General features: G+C 64.5%; 13 protein-coding genes. 5 read left to right on the top strand and 8 right to left on the bottom strand.

All coding sequences use genetic code 11. The features are described from left to right. Positions 1 to 16 precede the first annotated feature (16 nt). A complete protein-coding gene (locus CH289_RS10645; RefSeq protein WP_094628356.1) occupies positions 17 to 2149 on the top strand; it encodes a thiamine pyrophosphate-dependent enzyme in 2133 nt (710 codons plus the stop codon). On the opposite strand, the gene CH289_RS10640 is transcribed toward CH289_RS10645, so the two are convergent. The 5 genes from CH289_RS10640 to CH289_RS10620 are packed head-to-tail and all read right to left on the bottom strand — an operon-like array spanning position 2146 to position 4890. Next, positions 2146 to 2580 carry a GNAT family N-acetyltransferase gene (locus CH289_RS10640; protein ID WP_094727876.1) on the bottom strand — a complete coding sequence of 145 codons (435 nt, stop codon included), beginning with the start codon at positions 2578 to 2580 and terminating at the stop codon, positions 2146 to 2148. The two genes, CH289_RS10645 and CH289_RS10640, sit on opposite strands and share 4 nt — an antisense overlap. Next, entirely contained in the window at positions 2577 to 3245 is a 669-nt protein-coding gene (locus CH289_RS10635; RefSeq protein ID WP_094727875.1) for a TetR/AcrR family transcriptional regulator, read from the bottom strand. Before CH289_RS10635 ends, CH289_RS10640 begins: the two co-directional genes overlap by 4 nt. 20 nt (positions 3246 to 3265) lie before the next feature. Beyond that, a complete protein-coding gene (locus tag CH289_RS10630) occupies positions 3266 to 3451 on the bottom strand; it encodes a rubredoxin (protein ID WP_019663698.1) in 186 nt (61 codons plus the stop codon). A gap of 3 nt (positions 3452 to 3454) precedes the next feature. Further along, on the bottom strand, positions 3455 to 3622 hold the full coding sequence (locus CH289_RS10625) for a rubredoxin (protein WP_019663697.1): 168 nt from the start codon (positions 3620 to 3622) through the stop codon (positions 3455 to 3457). Beyond that, a complete protein-coding gene (locus tag CH289_RS10620) occupies positions 3622 to 4890 on the bottom strand; it encodes an alkane 1-monooxygenase (RefSeq protein ID WP_019663696.1) in 1269 nt (422 codons plus the stop codon). The genes CH289_RS10625 and CH289_RS10620 overlap by 1 nt, the downstream gene beginning before the upstream one ends. Before the next feature lie 301 nt (positions 4891 to 5191). Here CH289_RS10620 and CH289_RS10615 point away from each other — a divergent pair, with 301 nt between their 5' ends. After that, on the top strand, positions 5192 to 7369 hold the full coding sequence (locus CH289_RS10615; protein ID WP_020111869.1) for a glutamine synthetase III family protein: 2178 nt from the start codon (positions 5192 to 5194) through the stop codon (positions 7367 to 7369). Positions 7370 to 7466: 97 nt separating this feature from the next. On the opposite strand, the gene CH289_RS10610 is transcribed toward CH289_RS10615, so the two are convergent. From CH289_RS10610 to CH289_RS10600, 3 genes are read right to left on the bottom strand one after another with little or no spacing between them, the layout of a single operon-like run. Further along, positions 7467 to 8972: a tripartite tricarboxylate transporter permease gene (locus tag CH289_RS10610; RefSeq protein ID WP_019663694.1), complete on the bottom strand. Its 1506-nt coding sequence runs from the start codon at positions 8970 to 8972 to the stop codon at positions 7467 to 7469. A gap of 16 nt (positions 8973 to 8988) precedes the next feature. Further along, complete coding sequence (locus tag CH289_RS10605; RefSeq protein ID WP_019663693.1) at positions 8989 to 9519, bottom strand: tripartite tricarboxylate transporter TctB family protein; 531 nt, start codon at positions 9517 to 9519, stop codon at positions 8989 to 8991. Then, complete coding sequence (locus CH289_RS10600; RefSeq protein WP_019663692.1) at positions 9516 to 10505, bottom strand: Bug family tripartite tricarboxylate transporter substrate binding protein; 990 nt, start codon at positions 10503 to 10505, stop codon at positions 9516 to 9518. The genes CH289_RS10605 and CH289_RS10600 overlap by 4 nt, the downstream gene beginning before the upstream one ends. Positions 10506 to 10611: 106 nt before the next feature. Between CH289_RS10600 and CH289_RS10595 the strand changes: the two genes are divergently transcribed. The 3 genes from CH289_RS10595 (at position 10612) to CH289_RS10585 (ending at position 13642) form a co-directional block, all read left to right on the top strand. Continuing rightward, on the top strand, positions 10612 to 11031 hold the full coding sequence (locus tag CH289_RS10595) for a universal stress protein (RefSeq protein WP_019663691.1): 420 nt from the start codon (positions 10612 to 10614) through the stop codon (positions 11029 to 11031). Positions 11032 to 11219: 188 nt separating this feature from the next. Further along, positions 11220 to 12623 (top strand): hemolysin family protein, encoded by a 1404-nt coding sequence (locus CH289_RS10590; protein WP_019663690.1) that lies wholly within the window; start codon positions 11220 to 11222, stop codon positions 12621 to 12623. Continuing rightward, entirely contained in the window at positions 12620 to 13642 is a 1023-nt protein-coding gene (locus tag CH289_RS10585; RefSeq protein WP_026347541.1) for a hemolysin family protein, read from the top strand. Before CH289_RS10590 ends, CH289_RS10585 begins: the two co-directional genes overlap by 4 nt. Positions 13643 to 13953 lie beyond the last annotated feature (311 nt).

The raw sequence follows: 13953 nt of genomic DNA, 5'->3' as shown, positions 1-13953 counted from the left end.
CGCATATCCTGACCGCATGGCCGAGCCGATCGACGAGTACTTCCTGCAGTCGATCCGAGCTGCGGGAGCAAGCCGAGAAGAACTCGGGCCGACTCTCACCCCGACGAGAGCACTGGAGTTGTTCGACGCTCAACTCGGCAGCCGCCACCTCGACCTGGCGGCACGATGGTTGCGGTCCCACGGCACGGGCTTCTACACGATCGGATCGTCCGGGCACGAGTTCAACGCGGCCGTCGCCGGTGCATTCCGGCCGACGGACCCGGCTCTTCTGCACTATCGGTCCGGCGCGTTCTTCCTGGAACGCGCCAGACAGGTAGGGGGAAGCGATCCCATTCGCGACGTCCTGCTCGGGGTCGTCGCCGCCACCGAGGACCCCATCTCAGGTGGCAGGCACAAGGTGTTCGGACGAGCTGACCTCGCGGTCCTCCCGCAGACCTCGACCATCGCATCGCATCTGCCGCGCGCGGTGGGAGTCGCGTTCTCCGTGGCGCGGGCCCGCAAGCTCGGGGCGGACTCCCCGTGGCCGTCCGACGCGGTGACCGTGTGCAGCTTCGGTGACGCATCCGCCGGGCACTCCACCGCGGTAGGGGCGATCAACTCCGCGATCAACACTGCGTATCAGGGCGTTCCGATGCCGCTGCTGTTCGTCTGCGAGGACAACGGAATCGGTATCAGCGTGCGCACCCCCGCGGGCTGGATCGCGTCGAACTTCTCCACCAGAGCGGGCCTGGAATACTTTCACGCGGACGGCCGAGACCTCGAGGCCGTCCACGCCGCGTCGATCGCGGCCGCGACCTGGGTTCGAACACGGCGTCGTCCGGCCTTCCTGCACATCGAGTCGGTCCGGTTGATGGGCCACGCAGGATCCGACGTGGAGTCGTCCTATCGGTCGGCTGCGGAGATCACCGCCGATCTCGCCCGCGATCCCGTTCTCTGCACTGCACGGCACCTCGTCGACGCGGGCGTGATCGGTGTCGACGACGTGGTGGAGCTCTACGAGAACAAGCGCGCACACGTGCTGCGTGTGGCGCGGGACGTAGCCGAGCTACCGCAGTTGAACAGCGCGGCAGCAGTCATGGAACCCCTGACGCGGGTAGCCGACACGGCCAAGGAATCGACCGGGGAAGGCGGCCTGGAGTTACCGGCGGGCACCACCCTGGCGAAGGCCGTGAACGCTGCGCTGCAGCACATTCTGTCCACCCGTCCCCAATCGATCCTGTTCGGCGAGGACGTGGCGCGCAAAGGTGGAGTGTACGGCGTCACCCGAGGTCTGCAGGCGCACGCCGGAGCGGCCCGGGTGTTCGACACCGTGCTCGACGAACAGACGATCCTCGGGCTGGCCCTGGGAGCCGGAGTGTCCGGTCTGCTCCCGATCGCCGAGATTCAGTACCTCGCCTACCTGCACAATGCGGCAGACCAACTTCGCGGGGAAGCGGCGACCCTGCAGTTCTTCTCGAACGGACAGTATCGAAATCCGATGATCGTCCGGATAGCGGGATACGGCTACCAGAAGGGCTTCGGCGGGCACTTCCACAACGACAACGCTGTCGCCGCCCTGCGCGACATTCCCGGCATGATCATCGCCTCGCCGTCGATGCCGGACGACGCAGCCGCCATGCTTCTCGCCTGCGCCCACGCCGCCGTGGAACACGGCGCCGTGTGCGTCGTCCTGGAACCCATTGCGCTGTACCACACCAGGGATCTGTACCTGGACGGCGACGGACTGTGGCTTGCCGGGGGAGCAGTGTCGCCTGCCTGGATCGGACGCGCTCGAATCCACGGCGACGGAGTCGATCTCACCATCGTCACCTTCGGCAACGGCGTCAGGATGAGCCTGCGGGTCGCGCGGACACTCGCCGACGACGGCGTGGGCGTGCGCGTCGTCGACATCCGGTGGATCGCACCACTTCCGTTGGCGGACATCGTCGAACATGCAGAGGCCACCGGCCGCGTGCTGGTGGTGGACGAGACGCGGAAGTCCGGTGGTGTGAGCGAAGGCATCGTCACCGCAGTGGTCGACGCCGGATACTCGGGCAAGGTGCGACGCGTCTGCAGCGAGGACAGTTTCATCCCACTGGGCGATGCAGCACTGCACGTCCTGCTGTCCGAAGCCACCGTCCTCGAAGCAGCACGGCAGATGACCGCCTAATCGCCCTTCCTGGTCATGGGAAGGTGGGGGATCCCGTCCTCGTCGTAGTTCTCACCGCTGCGAACGAAACCGAACCGGCCGTACCACTGCTCCAGTTGAGCCTGTGCGCCGATGACGATGGTGTCACCGTGTGCGTGATCGATTGCCGCGCGCAGCAATTCGGCACTCAGGCCACGGCCGCGAGCGTCCACCGCCGTACACACCCGTCCGATTCTGGTTTCCCCGTCGGTGTACAGCAACCGCAGCGTGGACACGATCCGTCCGTTGTCCGTGTGCCAGAAATGCACCGTCGACGGATCCTCGTCGGCGCCGTCGAGCTCCGGGTACGCGCAGTTCTGCTCCACGACGAACACGTCGACCCGCAATTTGCACAGAGCGTAGACCTGGTGACCGGACAGCTCGGCGAAGTGCGCGCGGTGTAGCTCGCTCATGCGGTGCCCTTGATTGCGTCGACGAACGGAGTGAGCAGCGACGCCAGGTCCGCAGCCACGTCGGACGAGTTCTCCGGCGGCATCGAGATGTAACTGAGCGCCAGCCGAACCACGGTGCGCCCCAGCACGTCCGCGTTGTGCGCCGACGCGCGAAGCCAACTACGCTCGAACGTCGACGCCAGCCGCAGCGACGCATGCTCGATCAGGGCACCGCTCTCGGTGGTGACCAGCCGCAGCAGGTCCGGCGGAGGATCGTCCGTCAGCATCGACAGCACCAGCGGGTCCGATGCACTGCGACCGAAGAACTCGGTGAACGCGACGTAGAGGGTGCGCAGACTGTCACCCTCGTTGGCATACACCGCATCGTCCACCGCCGAGACGAACGAATCCGTCAACCGCAGTGCGTACCCCTGTGCCAACCCTTTACGGGTACCGAACTCCTTGTACAGCGTCTGCCGCGAGATGCCCGCAGCCTTGGCGACGTCCGCCATGTTGACCGTCGACCACGTGCGCTCGAGCAGGAGATCGTGCAGCCCGTCGAGAATCGTCGTCCGCATCGGACTCGACACGGCACCCTTGAGGGGTGCGTGCTTGATCGGTGCGTGCTTGATCGGTGCGTCCTGATAGAGGCTCGGGTCGACCGGTTGCGTTGACACGACCCCCACTCTATCGGGCGCCCCGAGAGTCATGGCCTGCTGATCTCGACCATGAAGAAGTCGGCCTTCGCAGCGCCGCAATCCGGGCAGCTCCAATCCTCGGGGATGTCCTCCCACCGAGTGCCCGGCTCGATCCCGTCCTCCGGCCAGCCCAGTTCCTCGTCGTACTCGAAACCGCATTGAATGCACTGGTAGAGCTTGAAATCCGTGGCCATCTCTCATCCTGCTTTCTGTTCGAAGTCGATCTTCTCCCGGACACCGCAATCCGGGCACGGCCAATCGTCGGCGATCTCGGACCACGGCGTTCCTGCCGGGAAACCTTCACGCGGCGCCCCGGCGGCCTCGTCGTAGACGTAGTTGCACACCGGGCACTCGTACGCCGTCATCACTTCGCGTCCTTCGGTGCATCCGTAGCTGCATCCGATCGGCTACCGGACCGGGCGCCGTGGCGTGCAAGGATCTTCGCGCGCTTGCTCGGCTCGATGTTGACCGCGGTGATGTCACCGCGGTAGTGCTCGAGAACCCTGTGGTCCATCACCTTTCGCCAGATCGGCGGGAAGTAGGCGACGGTGATCATGCTGGCGTACCCGCTGGGAAGGTTGGGTGCACCTTCCATGCTGCGCAGGGTCTGGTATCGCCTGGTGGGGTTGGCGTGGTGATCGCTGTGGCGCTGCAGGTGGTACAGGAAGATGTTGGTGACGATGTGGTCGGAGTTCCAGCTGTGGGCAGGTGCGCACCGCTCGTAGCGTCCTGACTTGGTGGTCGCCCGCAGCAATCCGTAGTGCTCGAGGTAGTTCACCGTCTCGAGCAGCGAGAACCCGTACACCGCCTGGATGAGAAGGAACGGCAGGATGCCGACACCGAACGCTGCCGTCAGAACGCCGAACAGCACGACGGACATGAGCCAAGCGTTGAGTACGTCGTTGCGAATGTTCCACGTGGACTTGCCCAGTCGCTGCATGCGCGTCTGCTCGAGCTTCCAGGACGATTTCAGACTGCCCCACACGCTGCGAGGAAGGAACCGCCAGAAGCTTTCGCCGAACTTCGAGCTGGCGGGATCCTCGGGGGTCGCGACGCGAACGTGGTGCCCACGATTGTGCTCGATGTAGAAGTGGCCGTAGAACGTCTGCGCCAGAGTGACTTTGGACAGCCAGCGCTCCAAGCTGTCCTTCTTGTGACCCATCTCGTGCGCGGTGTTGATTCCGACGCCGCCCATGACGCCGATGCTGATTGCCAACCCGATCTTCGAGGCCAGCCCGAGGCCACCGTCGATGCCGAGCCAGCTCAGGTTGTCCGCCGTCCACAGGTAGCAGGCGATCACCAGACTCGCGAGTTGGAACGGAATGTAGATGTAGGTGCAGTATCGGTAGTACTTGTCGTTCTCCAACGCTTCCATGACCTCGTCCGGCGGATTCTGGCCGTCGGGCCCGAAGAACAGGTCGAGGATCGGCAACAGCCCGTACACCAGAATCGGCCCGATCCACCACCAGATCGGTGAGACGGCATTCCAGCCGAGCTGGTTGAACGCCCACACCAGACCCAGCGCCATGAAGATCGCGGTCGGCGGCACCAGGCCGAACAGCCACAGATACCGCTTCTTGTCCCGCCACTCGTCGACCGGCGTATTCGACTGTGGACTCGTCTGGGTTGCCACGACTGAACTCCTCGTCTTCAGGCGATCGAGCCCTCTCGAACGCCTAGTGGTGTCGATCACTGTGCGGATGACAATACCGCGTAAATGTAAACTTGGATAGACAAAATTGAAAATTTGTCCATCGGGTTGTGACTCAGTCCATATCCGAGCGTTGTGATCGGGTGCCGGTCCCGTTCGAGCGTCGACGTCGAATTGCAGTGGTCACAGCGGCGAAACATTGCCGCCACGGGAGCTTCGTAGTGTCGCCAGGTCGGACTCCGCGAAATCCAATTGCGGAGCGCACCTTGTCAAGGGGTAGCTCATGAGTGGAAATACCGTCCGCCTGCAGGCGATCAAGGACGTCGAGGCGTACGTCCCGCCTGCGGTCAGCTTCGTCGGGGAAGAGAAGCCCGGCGAGATCTTCGGCGAGAACGTCTTCAGCAAAGTGGTCATGCAGAAGCGCCTGCCCAAGTCGGTCTACAAGTCGGTCATCGCGACGATCGAGAAAGGCATGGCCCTCGATCCCATGGTCGCCGACGCCGTGGCGTCGGCGATGAAGGATTGGGCGCTCGAGAAAGGCGCCACCCACTACGCGCACGTCTTCTACCCCCTGACGGGATTGACGGCGGAGAAGCACGACAGCTTCTTCGACCCCGTCGGTGACGGCAGTGCGCTCGCCGAGTTCGCCGGCAAGACCCTCATCCAAGGCGAGCCCGACGCGTCGAGCTTCCCCAACGGCGGTCTGCGCAACACGTTCGAAGCCCGCGGCTACACGGGTTGGGACGTCACCAGCCCGGCGTACGTGCTCGAGAACCCGAACGGCAACACGCTGTGTATCCCCACGGTGTTCGTGTCCATGACCGGCGAGGCGCTCGACCACAAGACGCCGCTGCTCCGTTCGCAGCAGGCGATGGGTGGTCACGCCGAACGCATCCTGACGCTCTTCGGACACGAGGACATCGAGAACATCGTGTCCTTCTGCGGCCCGGAGCAGGAGTACTTCCTGGTCGACCGTCACTTCTTCCTCGCACGCCCGGACCTGCTCAACGCAGGCCGTACGCTGTTCGGCTCGAAGCCCCCCAAAGGGCAGGAATTCGACGATCACTACTTCGGCGCCATCCCGGAGCGTGTCCTCGGCTTCATGATGGACACCGAACGCGAGCTGTTCAAGCTCGGTATTCCAGCGAAGACACGGCACAACGAGGTCGCGCCGGGGCAGTTCGAGATCGCGCCGATGTTCGAGCGCGGCAACATCGCAGCGGACCACCAACAGCTGTTGATGACGACGTTCAAGACGATCGCCAAGAAGCACGGCATGGAATGCCTGTTCCACGAGAAGCCGTTCGACGGCGTCAACGGATCCGGCAAACACGTCAACTTCTCGCTCGGCAACTCCGAGCTCGGGTCACTGCTGGTGCCGGGAGACAACCCGCACGACAACGCCCAGTTCCTCGTCTTCTGCGCTGCGGTCATCCGAGCGGTGCACAAGTACGGCGGCCTGCTGCGCGCCTCGGTGGCGTCGGCGACCAACGATCACCGGCTCGGCGCCAACGAAGCCCCGCCGGCCATCATCTCGATCTTCCTCGGCGACCAGCTCGCCGACGTCTTCGATCAGATCGCCAAGGGCGCGGCGACGTCGTCGAAGGGCAAGGGAACCATGATGATCGGGGCCGACACGCTGCCGGTGCTCCCGACCGATCCGGGCGACCGCAACCGGACGAGCCCGTTCGCGTTCACCGGCAACAGGTTCGAGTTCCGCGCACCGGGCTCGATGCAGACGGTGAGCGGGCCGATGGTCACGATCAACACCATCATGGCCGAGTCGCTCGACTACATGGCCACCAACCTGGAAACCGCGGTTGCGAACGGCACCGAATTCGACACGGCCGTCCAGAATCTGCTCACCGAGATCATCACCGAGCACGGTGCCGTGGTGTTCAACGGTGACGGTTACTCCGACAACTGGCAGATCGAGGCCGAGTCCCGCGGGTTGCCGAACCTGCGTACGACGCTCGACGCCCTACCGGAACTCATCACCGATTCCGCGATGGAGCTGTTCGAGAAGTACAACGTCTTCAACCACCGAGAGATGCACTCGCGGTACGAGATCGGCTTGGAGCAGTACGCACTGACGGTGTTCGTCGAAGCGCGCCTCACCGTCGAGATGGGCCGGACATCGGTGCTTCCCGCAGCCGTGCGGTACCAGACCGAGCTGGCACAGAACGTCGCAGCGCTGAAGGCTGCAGGCGTCGAAGCCGACACCGCCGAACTGCAGTCGGTGTCCGAGCCGCTGTCCGCGTTGCGTTCGGCTCTGGCGACTCTCGAGGCTGCACTGGACAGCGACCCCGGCGGCGACGCTCTCGCCGAGGCGACCCACGCGAAGGACGCTCTGCTTCCTGCCATGGCCGCAGTCCGGACAGCAGCGGACACTCTCGAGGGCATGGTGGCGGACGATCTCTGGCCGCTTCCGACCTACCAGGAAATGCTGTACATCCTCTGACTCACGTGAGCCCAATGTGAGTGGAAATGACAGTGCCATCGGGTCGCTCCGCAGGCTCCGCTCCTGTCCAGGGCCTACATTTCCACTCACACAGGGGTCAGAAGTCGACCTTCGCCCGAGCGCGAATCTTGCTCACGATCGTGAAGACGATGGCCAGAGCCATCAGGGAGTACAGCACCACGGTGATGGCGCTGCCGACGAGAATGGTCGGATCGCCTTCGCTGACGGCGAGCGCGCGCCGTAGCGAATCCTCGGCGAGGGGTCCGAGGATCACCGCGATGAGGACCGGGGCCAGCGGAATACCGTAGCGGCGCATCATGAATCCGAGGATTCCGAGGCCGAGCATGAACATCAGATCGACGATCGACGCACTGGATGCGTAGACACCGAGGGCCGCGAACACCGAGATGCCTGCGTACAGGTAGTTCTTGGGGATCTTCAGCAGCTGCGCCCACAGCGGGGCGAACGGCAGGTTGAGGATCAGCAGCACGATCATCGCGAGGAACAAGCTGGCGATGAGGGCCCAGACGATGTCACCGCTGCGTTCGAACAGCAACGGCCCCGGCTGCATTCCGTACTGCTGGAACGCCGCGAGAAGGATCGCCGCAGTGGCGGACGTCGGCAGCCCCAGAGCGAGCAGTGCGCCCATCGCGGTACCGGCCGTGGAGTTGCCCGCAGCTTCCGGCCCGGCGACGCCGCGGATAGCGCCCTTGCCGAACATCGGGTTCTTGCGCCGACGGTCGAGCCTGCGCTCGGTGCCGTACGCGAGGAAGCTCGGGACCTCGGCGCCGCCGGCGGGGATGACGCCGAACGGAACTCCGAATGCGGTGCCGCGCAGCCAGGCCGGCAGCGCCTCCCGGAACTCGGACTTGCTCAGCCACGGCCGACCGCCCGAGTTGATCAACGAATTGTCCTCGGGGCGGCCGATTCTCGATGCGATGTGAATGACCTCGCCGAGCGCGAGCATCGCGACGGTGATGACGACGATGTGGATGCCGTCGAACATCGCGGGTACGTCGAAGGTGAAGCGCGACGCCCCGGACGGCCCGTCGATGCCGATGACCGCCAAGGTCAGGCCGATCAACAGAGCCGTCAGACCCTTCAAGGCGGAATCCGATACCACCGCGGACGTCGCGATGAACGCGAACACCGCGAGAGCGAAGTATTCGGCGGGCCCGAAGTTGGTCGCCAGCGAGGCGAGGGTCGGGGCGAAGAACACGACGAGTGTCGTCGCGATCATGCCGCCGATGAACGACGCGATGGCCGAGGTCGCCAAAGCCTGGGGCGCACGACCGTTCTTGGCCATGCGATGGCCTTCGAAGGTGCCGGCGATGGCGGTGCTGTTGCCGGGGGTGTTCATGAGGATGCCGGAGATCGAATCGCCGAACAGTCCGCCGAAGTACACACCCGCGAACATGATGAGGGCAGCGGTGGGATCGAGGGTGAACGTCACCGGGAGCAGCAGGGCCACAGCCATGGCCGAACCGAGGCCGGGGAGGACACCGACAGCGGTGCCCAGGAGCGCGCCGACGAACACCCACACGAGGTTCATCGGCGTCAGCGCCGTGCCGAAGCCCTCGAAGAGATTGTTCAGTGAATCCATGAGAACGTCAGCTCCATCAGAAGATCTGGGCGAGAACGCCGCCGGGCAAGGTCAAGCCGAGGCCGGCGGAGAACGCCAACTGCACCGCCGAGGAGACCAGTAGCGCCACGGCCGCGTCGAACACGTAGCGGCGTCCGCCGAGGCCGATCGACACACCCCAGAACAGCAGTGCACCGGCGAGGACCCAGCCGAGCGGGTTGAGCAACACGATGAACAGCGCGACCGATCCGACGGTGATCGCCAGGGTGCGCCAATTGCTGACCGTGCCGGTCAACGCGCGTCCGTCGTCGTCGACGCCCCGATCGATCTCGTCGGGCCTGACCAACAACTGAATGGTGACCAGTACGGCTACGACGAAGCAGCCTCCCGCCACGATGGAGGGGAACACCTGCGGCCCGGGGGACGTCGCGGTCGCCGGAACATCCATGGTGATCGTTCCGTAGACGAGGAAGATGCCGAGCGCGACGAGCAGCGCCGGAACGATCAGTCCGCTACGGCCGACCCAGAACGAGCGCGAGGTCTCGGATTTCGTAGTCGTGTCGGTCATACGAGTCCCAGCTCTCGGAGAATGTCGGTGATGCGGGTCTGTTCCACATCGAGGAACTCGGCGAATTCGTCCCCCGTCGAGAACGATTCCTTCCACCGATTACGTTCGACGGCCCCCTGCCACTGCTCCGTCTCGTGCATTTCGGTGGCGATCGCGATCAACGTGTCACGGTCCTCGTCCGAGATACCGGGTGGCGCGACGATGCCGCGCCAGTTCACCAGGTCGACGTTGTATCCGAGCTCGGTGAAGGTGTCGACGTCGATGCCGTCGACGGGTTCGGGTGCGGCGACCGCGAGTGCACGGACGTTGCCTGCCTCGATCTGGTCGCGGAAGTCGTTGTATCCGCTGACGGCGACCCCGACCGTGTTGGACAGCAGCGAGGTGAGGACTTCGCCGCCTCCGGAGTACGCGATGTAGTTGATCGCGGCGGGATCGATGTCGGCTTCCTGCGCGAGCTGGCCTGCCACGATGTGGTCGATGCCGCCGAGCGATCCGCCGCCGATGGGGAGGCCGCCGGGGTTGGCACGCCACGCCGCGATCATGTCCTCGAGATTCTGGTACGGCGATTCCTTCGGCACGACGAAGACCTCGAAGTCCTCGGCGAGCTTCGCGATGGGAACGGTGTCGGCCAGTGTCGTCTCGGAATTGTTGATCGCGATGCCGCCGAGCATGACGGTGCCGGTGATCATCACCGTCGTCGCCTGACCGGACAGATTGTCGAGCTGGCTGAGGCCGATCGTTCCACCCGCACCCGGCACGTTGACCACCTGCGCGTTGTTGACGATGCCGTCGCTGCGCAGGGCTTGCTGCGCTTCGCGGGCGACGAGATCCCAGCCGCCACCCGCCGCGGCAGGCGCGATCATCGTGAGCTTGGACCTGGCGTCGGAGCCGCTTTCGCTGCGGCTCGCATCGATACCTGCGACGCTCACGGCAGCCACGACGGCGACGGCAAGAATCGACTTGGACAATGTGGGCGAGACCGCCATCAAAAACCTTTCGTGTGATGTGTCACAGCGACACAGTAGATACGCTTTGTCCGAATAGTCCAATCATTCGACGTGACCACAATGAGCACAATTCAGAGGAAGTGAAATGCCCATGTCTGTAGCGGTAGTGGCGAGCGATTCGCCCGAGGGTCGGGAGGCCCTCGTCCGGGCTGTGTCGGAAGCGAACCTCCGGGGCCTGGAGCTCGTCGCCCTGGCTGTCGTGGACACCAACTCCGTGTCCGAGGAGGACAGGGAAGCAACGACTCTCGCGACGGAGCAGATTCTCACCAGCCGCGGTGTCGCTGACGCGACCTTCTCGGTGCGCGTCGAACCGGACGGGGGAGATCCCGCCGGAGCGATCGTCGACCTGGTCGCCGACACCGGTGCCGAACTTCTCGTCATCGGGTCGAAGCGGCGCTCTGCCGTCGGGAAATTCTTGATGGGAAGCACCGTGCAGCGTGTGCTTCTGGACAGTCCGGTCCCGGTTCTCGTGGTGAAAGCACCCGAAGTCGAGCGAGCCCGCTAGAATCGGACATCACGGTCCGAAGCAACACCCGAAACCACGGTGTTGCAGCACCCGAAACCACGGTGTCGAACAAACCAGGGTCGTGCACTGCCCAACCCATCAAACAGAGGATTCATGGACAGCGATAAACCCGGGCCGGACACGGCCCCCCGCACTATTTCCACGACGTGCGAGGCGGTGTCCGGCGAATGAGCGTGATTCTCACTCTCTTGCTCGGCTTCCTCGTCGTATTCCTGATCACGGTCGGTACCGGCTACTTCGTGGCCCAGGAATTCGCGTACATGACGGTGGATCGCTCACGGCTGAAGGCTCGCGCCGAAGCCGGTGACGCGGGTGCCCGTCGAACTCTTCAGGTAACCAAACGCACGTCCTTCATGCTGTCCGGTGCCCAACTGGGAATCACCGTGACCGGACTGCTCGTCGGTTACGTCGCCGAACCACTCATCGGTCAGTCGCTCGGCACCATCCTCGGCGGTGTCGGAATCCCGACCGCCGTGGGAGTCGGCATCGGCGCAGTGCTCGCGCTGCTGTTCTCGACGTTCATTCAGATGCTGTTCGGCGAGCTGTTCCCCAAGAACTTCGCGATCGCTCGTCCCGAGCCGGTGGCCCGGTGGCTGTCGCTGTCGACCACCATCTATCTCAAGCTCTTCGGTTGGCTCATCACCATTTTCGATCACGCGTCGAACCTGTTGCTGAAGGCACTGAAGATCGAACCGGTGCACGACGTCGAACATTCGGCCACCCCTCGGGACCTCGAGCACATCGTCGCCGAGTCCAAGGACTCCGGAGATCTGCCCGACGAGCTGTCGGATCTGCTCGATCGCATCCTCGACTTCCCGACCCGCACGGTGGAACACGCGATGATTCCTCGTTCGCGGGCGGCGACCGTCCGCGCGACGGACACTCTCGCCGAGGTCAAAACGCTGATGGGGCAGGAGCACTCCCGGTACCCCGTCCTCGACGACGACGACGGAATCGTCGGCGTCGTGCACCTGCAGGACATCCTCGCGGTGACCGATCGACCGGATGCTCAGGTGTCCGAGTTCGTCCGCCCCGCGTTGATCCTGCCCGAGGTTCAAGCCCTGCCCGACGCCGTCGTCGAGCTGCGGTCGTCGAAGAACCAACTCGCCTGCGTCATCGACGAATACGGCGGGCTGACGGGCGTTGTCACGATCGAGGATCTCGCCGAGGAACTCGTCGGCGAGATCACCGACGAGCACGACGAGGACGAAGTCGATCAGACCCCGATCGCGGGTGAGGACGGCTCCTGGACCATGGCGGGTGAGGTACACGTCGACGAGGTCGAGCGGTCGATCGACCACGACCTTCCGGACGGTGATTACGAGACCATCGCCGGTTTCGTCATCGCGCATCACGGTTCGCTACCGACCGTCGGCACACGCATCGAGGTGGATCTGCCGGCCGAGTCGGAAGACCTCATCGCCGACGACGACGAACTCCCCGAGCGTTTCGTGTCCGTCGAGGTGCTCGAAATCGACAACTACGTCCCATCGTCCGTGCGCCTCGAACTGGGGCAGCGGGACAAGGTCGAGGCCGATTCGGCCGAGGCGGAAATGGATGATCACCGATGAGTAATCCCTGGGTAGTTCTCGTGGTCACCATCGGGCTCATCGCAGCCAGTGCGTTCTTCGTCGCAGTGGAGTTCGCGTTGCTGGCGGCCAAGCGTCACCGGCTCGAGGACGCGGCTCCGAACAGCAGGTCGGCGAGGGCCGCACTCCGTAGTTCGAGCGAGCTGACGGTTCTGCTGGCAGGCTCGCAGCTCGGAATCACGCTGTGCACGTTGGCGCTCGGTGCAACGACCAAGCCCGCGGTGCACTACGCACTGACTCCGATGTTCGAGTCCTGGGGCATCCCGTACTGGGTCGCCGACGTCGCGGGCTTCGTTCTCGCGTTGATCATCGTCACCTTCCTGCACCTCGTCGTCGGTGAGATGGCACCCAAGTCCTGGGCCATCGCTCACCCCGAGAAGTCGGCGACGATGCTGGCACTGCCGATGCGCGGTTTCATGTTCCTGACCCGGCCCGTCATCGTCGCGATGAACGAAATGGCCAACTGGTTGCTCCGCAAGGTCGGCGTCGAGCCGGCGGCGCAGGTGGCGTCGGGCCAGAATCCGGACGACCTGAGGCAACTGGTGGAGCATTCGGTGAACGTCGGTGCGCTCGATGCGAGTTACTCGGTCCAGATCGCGGGTGCGCTCGAGTTGCAGAACCTGCAGGTCGGCGATCTCGTTCGTGCGCAGGGTGTCCCGATCTCGGTCCCGACGGACGCGACGGTCGAGGACGTGCGTGCAGTGGCCCTGGAATCCGGTCATCTGCGCATCCTGGTACGTGACGGTGACACGATCAGCGGTGTCGTGCACGTGCGTGACACCCTCGCCGGGGACGTGACGCTCGCCGAGGTCACTCGGCCGGTCTTCACGTTGGAGGCGTCGACGCCGGTCTATGTCGCTCTCGCGTCGATGCGTGAGACGAGCAGTCATCTCGCACTCGTCGTGAACAGCTCCGCGGACGGAGCCGATACGACGGTGGGCGTCGTGACGCTGTCGGACGTTCTCTCCCGTCTGCTGCCGACACCCGTACCGGCAGGCTAGCCGCAGGAAACACGAGGGCCGCACCGAGAATCACAGCCCGTCGGGTCGTTCCCGCAGGCTCCACTCCTGTGCGGCCCTCGTCGTGTGTGGTGCCGTCGCAGTGATCAGGCTGGGTTGATCACCAGGAGGGTGGCCCAGTAGGTGGCGATATCGTGTCCGAGCTGGGGGAGCAGGGCGTCGTACAGCAGGTAGGACATGAGGGGCGAACTCCTTGTTCGTCGCTGCGCCGCACGCGGCGCACGGTGGCGGGCATCGACGTTCATGTTTCCCCACGCCGGGCCCGTGGTCAACGTGCGACGTGGAGCCCGCGG

The sequence above is a fragment of the Rhodococcus sp. RS1C4 genome (genome assembly GCF_002258225.1).
Lineage (GTDB): Bacteria > Actinomycetota > Actinomycetes > Mycobacteriales > Mycobacteriaceae > Rhodococcoides > Rhodococcoides fascians_E.
This window is presented reverse-complemented; position numbering and strand designations above follow the sequence as displayed.

What these genes read in the sequence shown, in the direction of transcription:
- CH289_RS10630 (WP_019663698.1), bottom strand. Translation starts at nt 3,451, where the DNA reads ATGGCCACGGATTTCAAGCTCTACCAGTGCATTCAATGCGGTTTCGAG.
- CH289_RS10600 (WP_019663692.1), bottom strand. Translation starts at nt 10,505, where the DNA reads ATGGCGGTCTCGCCCACATTGTCCAAGTCGATTCTTGCCGTCGCCGTC.
- CH289_RS10590 (WP_019663690.1), top strand. Translation starts at nt 11,220, where the DNA reads ATGAGCGTGATTCTCACTCTCTTGCTCGGCTTCCTCGTCGTATTCCTG.
- CH289_RS10585 (WP_026347541.1), top strand. Translation starts at nt 12,620, where the DNA reads ATGAGTAATCCCTGGGTAGTTCTCGTGGTCACCATCGGGCTCATCGCA.
- CH289_RS10605 (WP_019663693.1), bottom strand. Translation starts at nt 9,519, where the DNA reads ATGACCGACACGACTACGAAATCCGAGACCTCGCGCTCGTTCTGGGTC.
- CH289_RS10625 (WP_019663697.1), bottom strand. Translation starts at nt 3,622, where the DNA reads ATGACGGCGTACGAGTGCCCGGTGTGCAACTACGTCTACGACGAGGCC.
- CH289_RS10610 (WP_019663694.1), bottom strand. Translation starts at nt 8,972, where the DNA reads ATGGATTCACTGAACAATCTCTTCGAGGGCTTCGGCACGGCGCTGACG.
- CH289_RS10595 (WP_019663691.1), top strand. Translation starts at nt 10,612, where the DNA reads ATGCCCATGTCTGTAGCGGTAGTGGCGAGCGATTCGCCCGAGGGTCGG.
- CH289_RS10615 (WP_020111869.1), top strand. Translation starts at nt 5,192, where the DNA reads ATGAGTGGAAATACCGTCCGCCTGCAGGCGATCAAGGACGTCGAGGCG.
- CH289_RS10645 (WP_094628356.1), top strand. Translation starts at nt 17, where the DNA reads ATGGCCGAGCCGATCGACGAGTACTTCCTGCAGTCGATCCGAGCTGCG.
- CH289_RS10640 (WP_094727876.1), bottom strand. Translation starts at nt 2,580, where the DNA reads ATGAGCGAGCTACACCGCGCGCACTTCGCCGAGCTGTCCGGTCACCAG.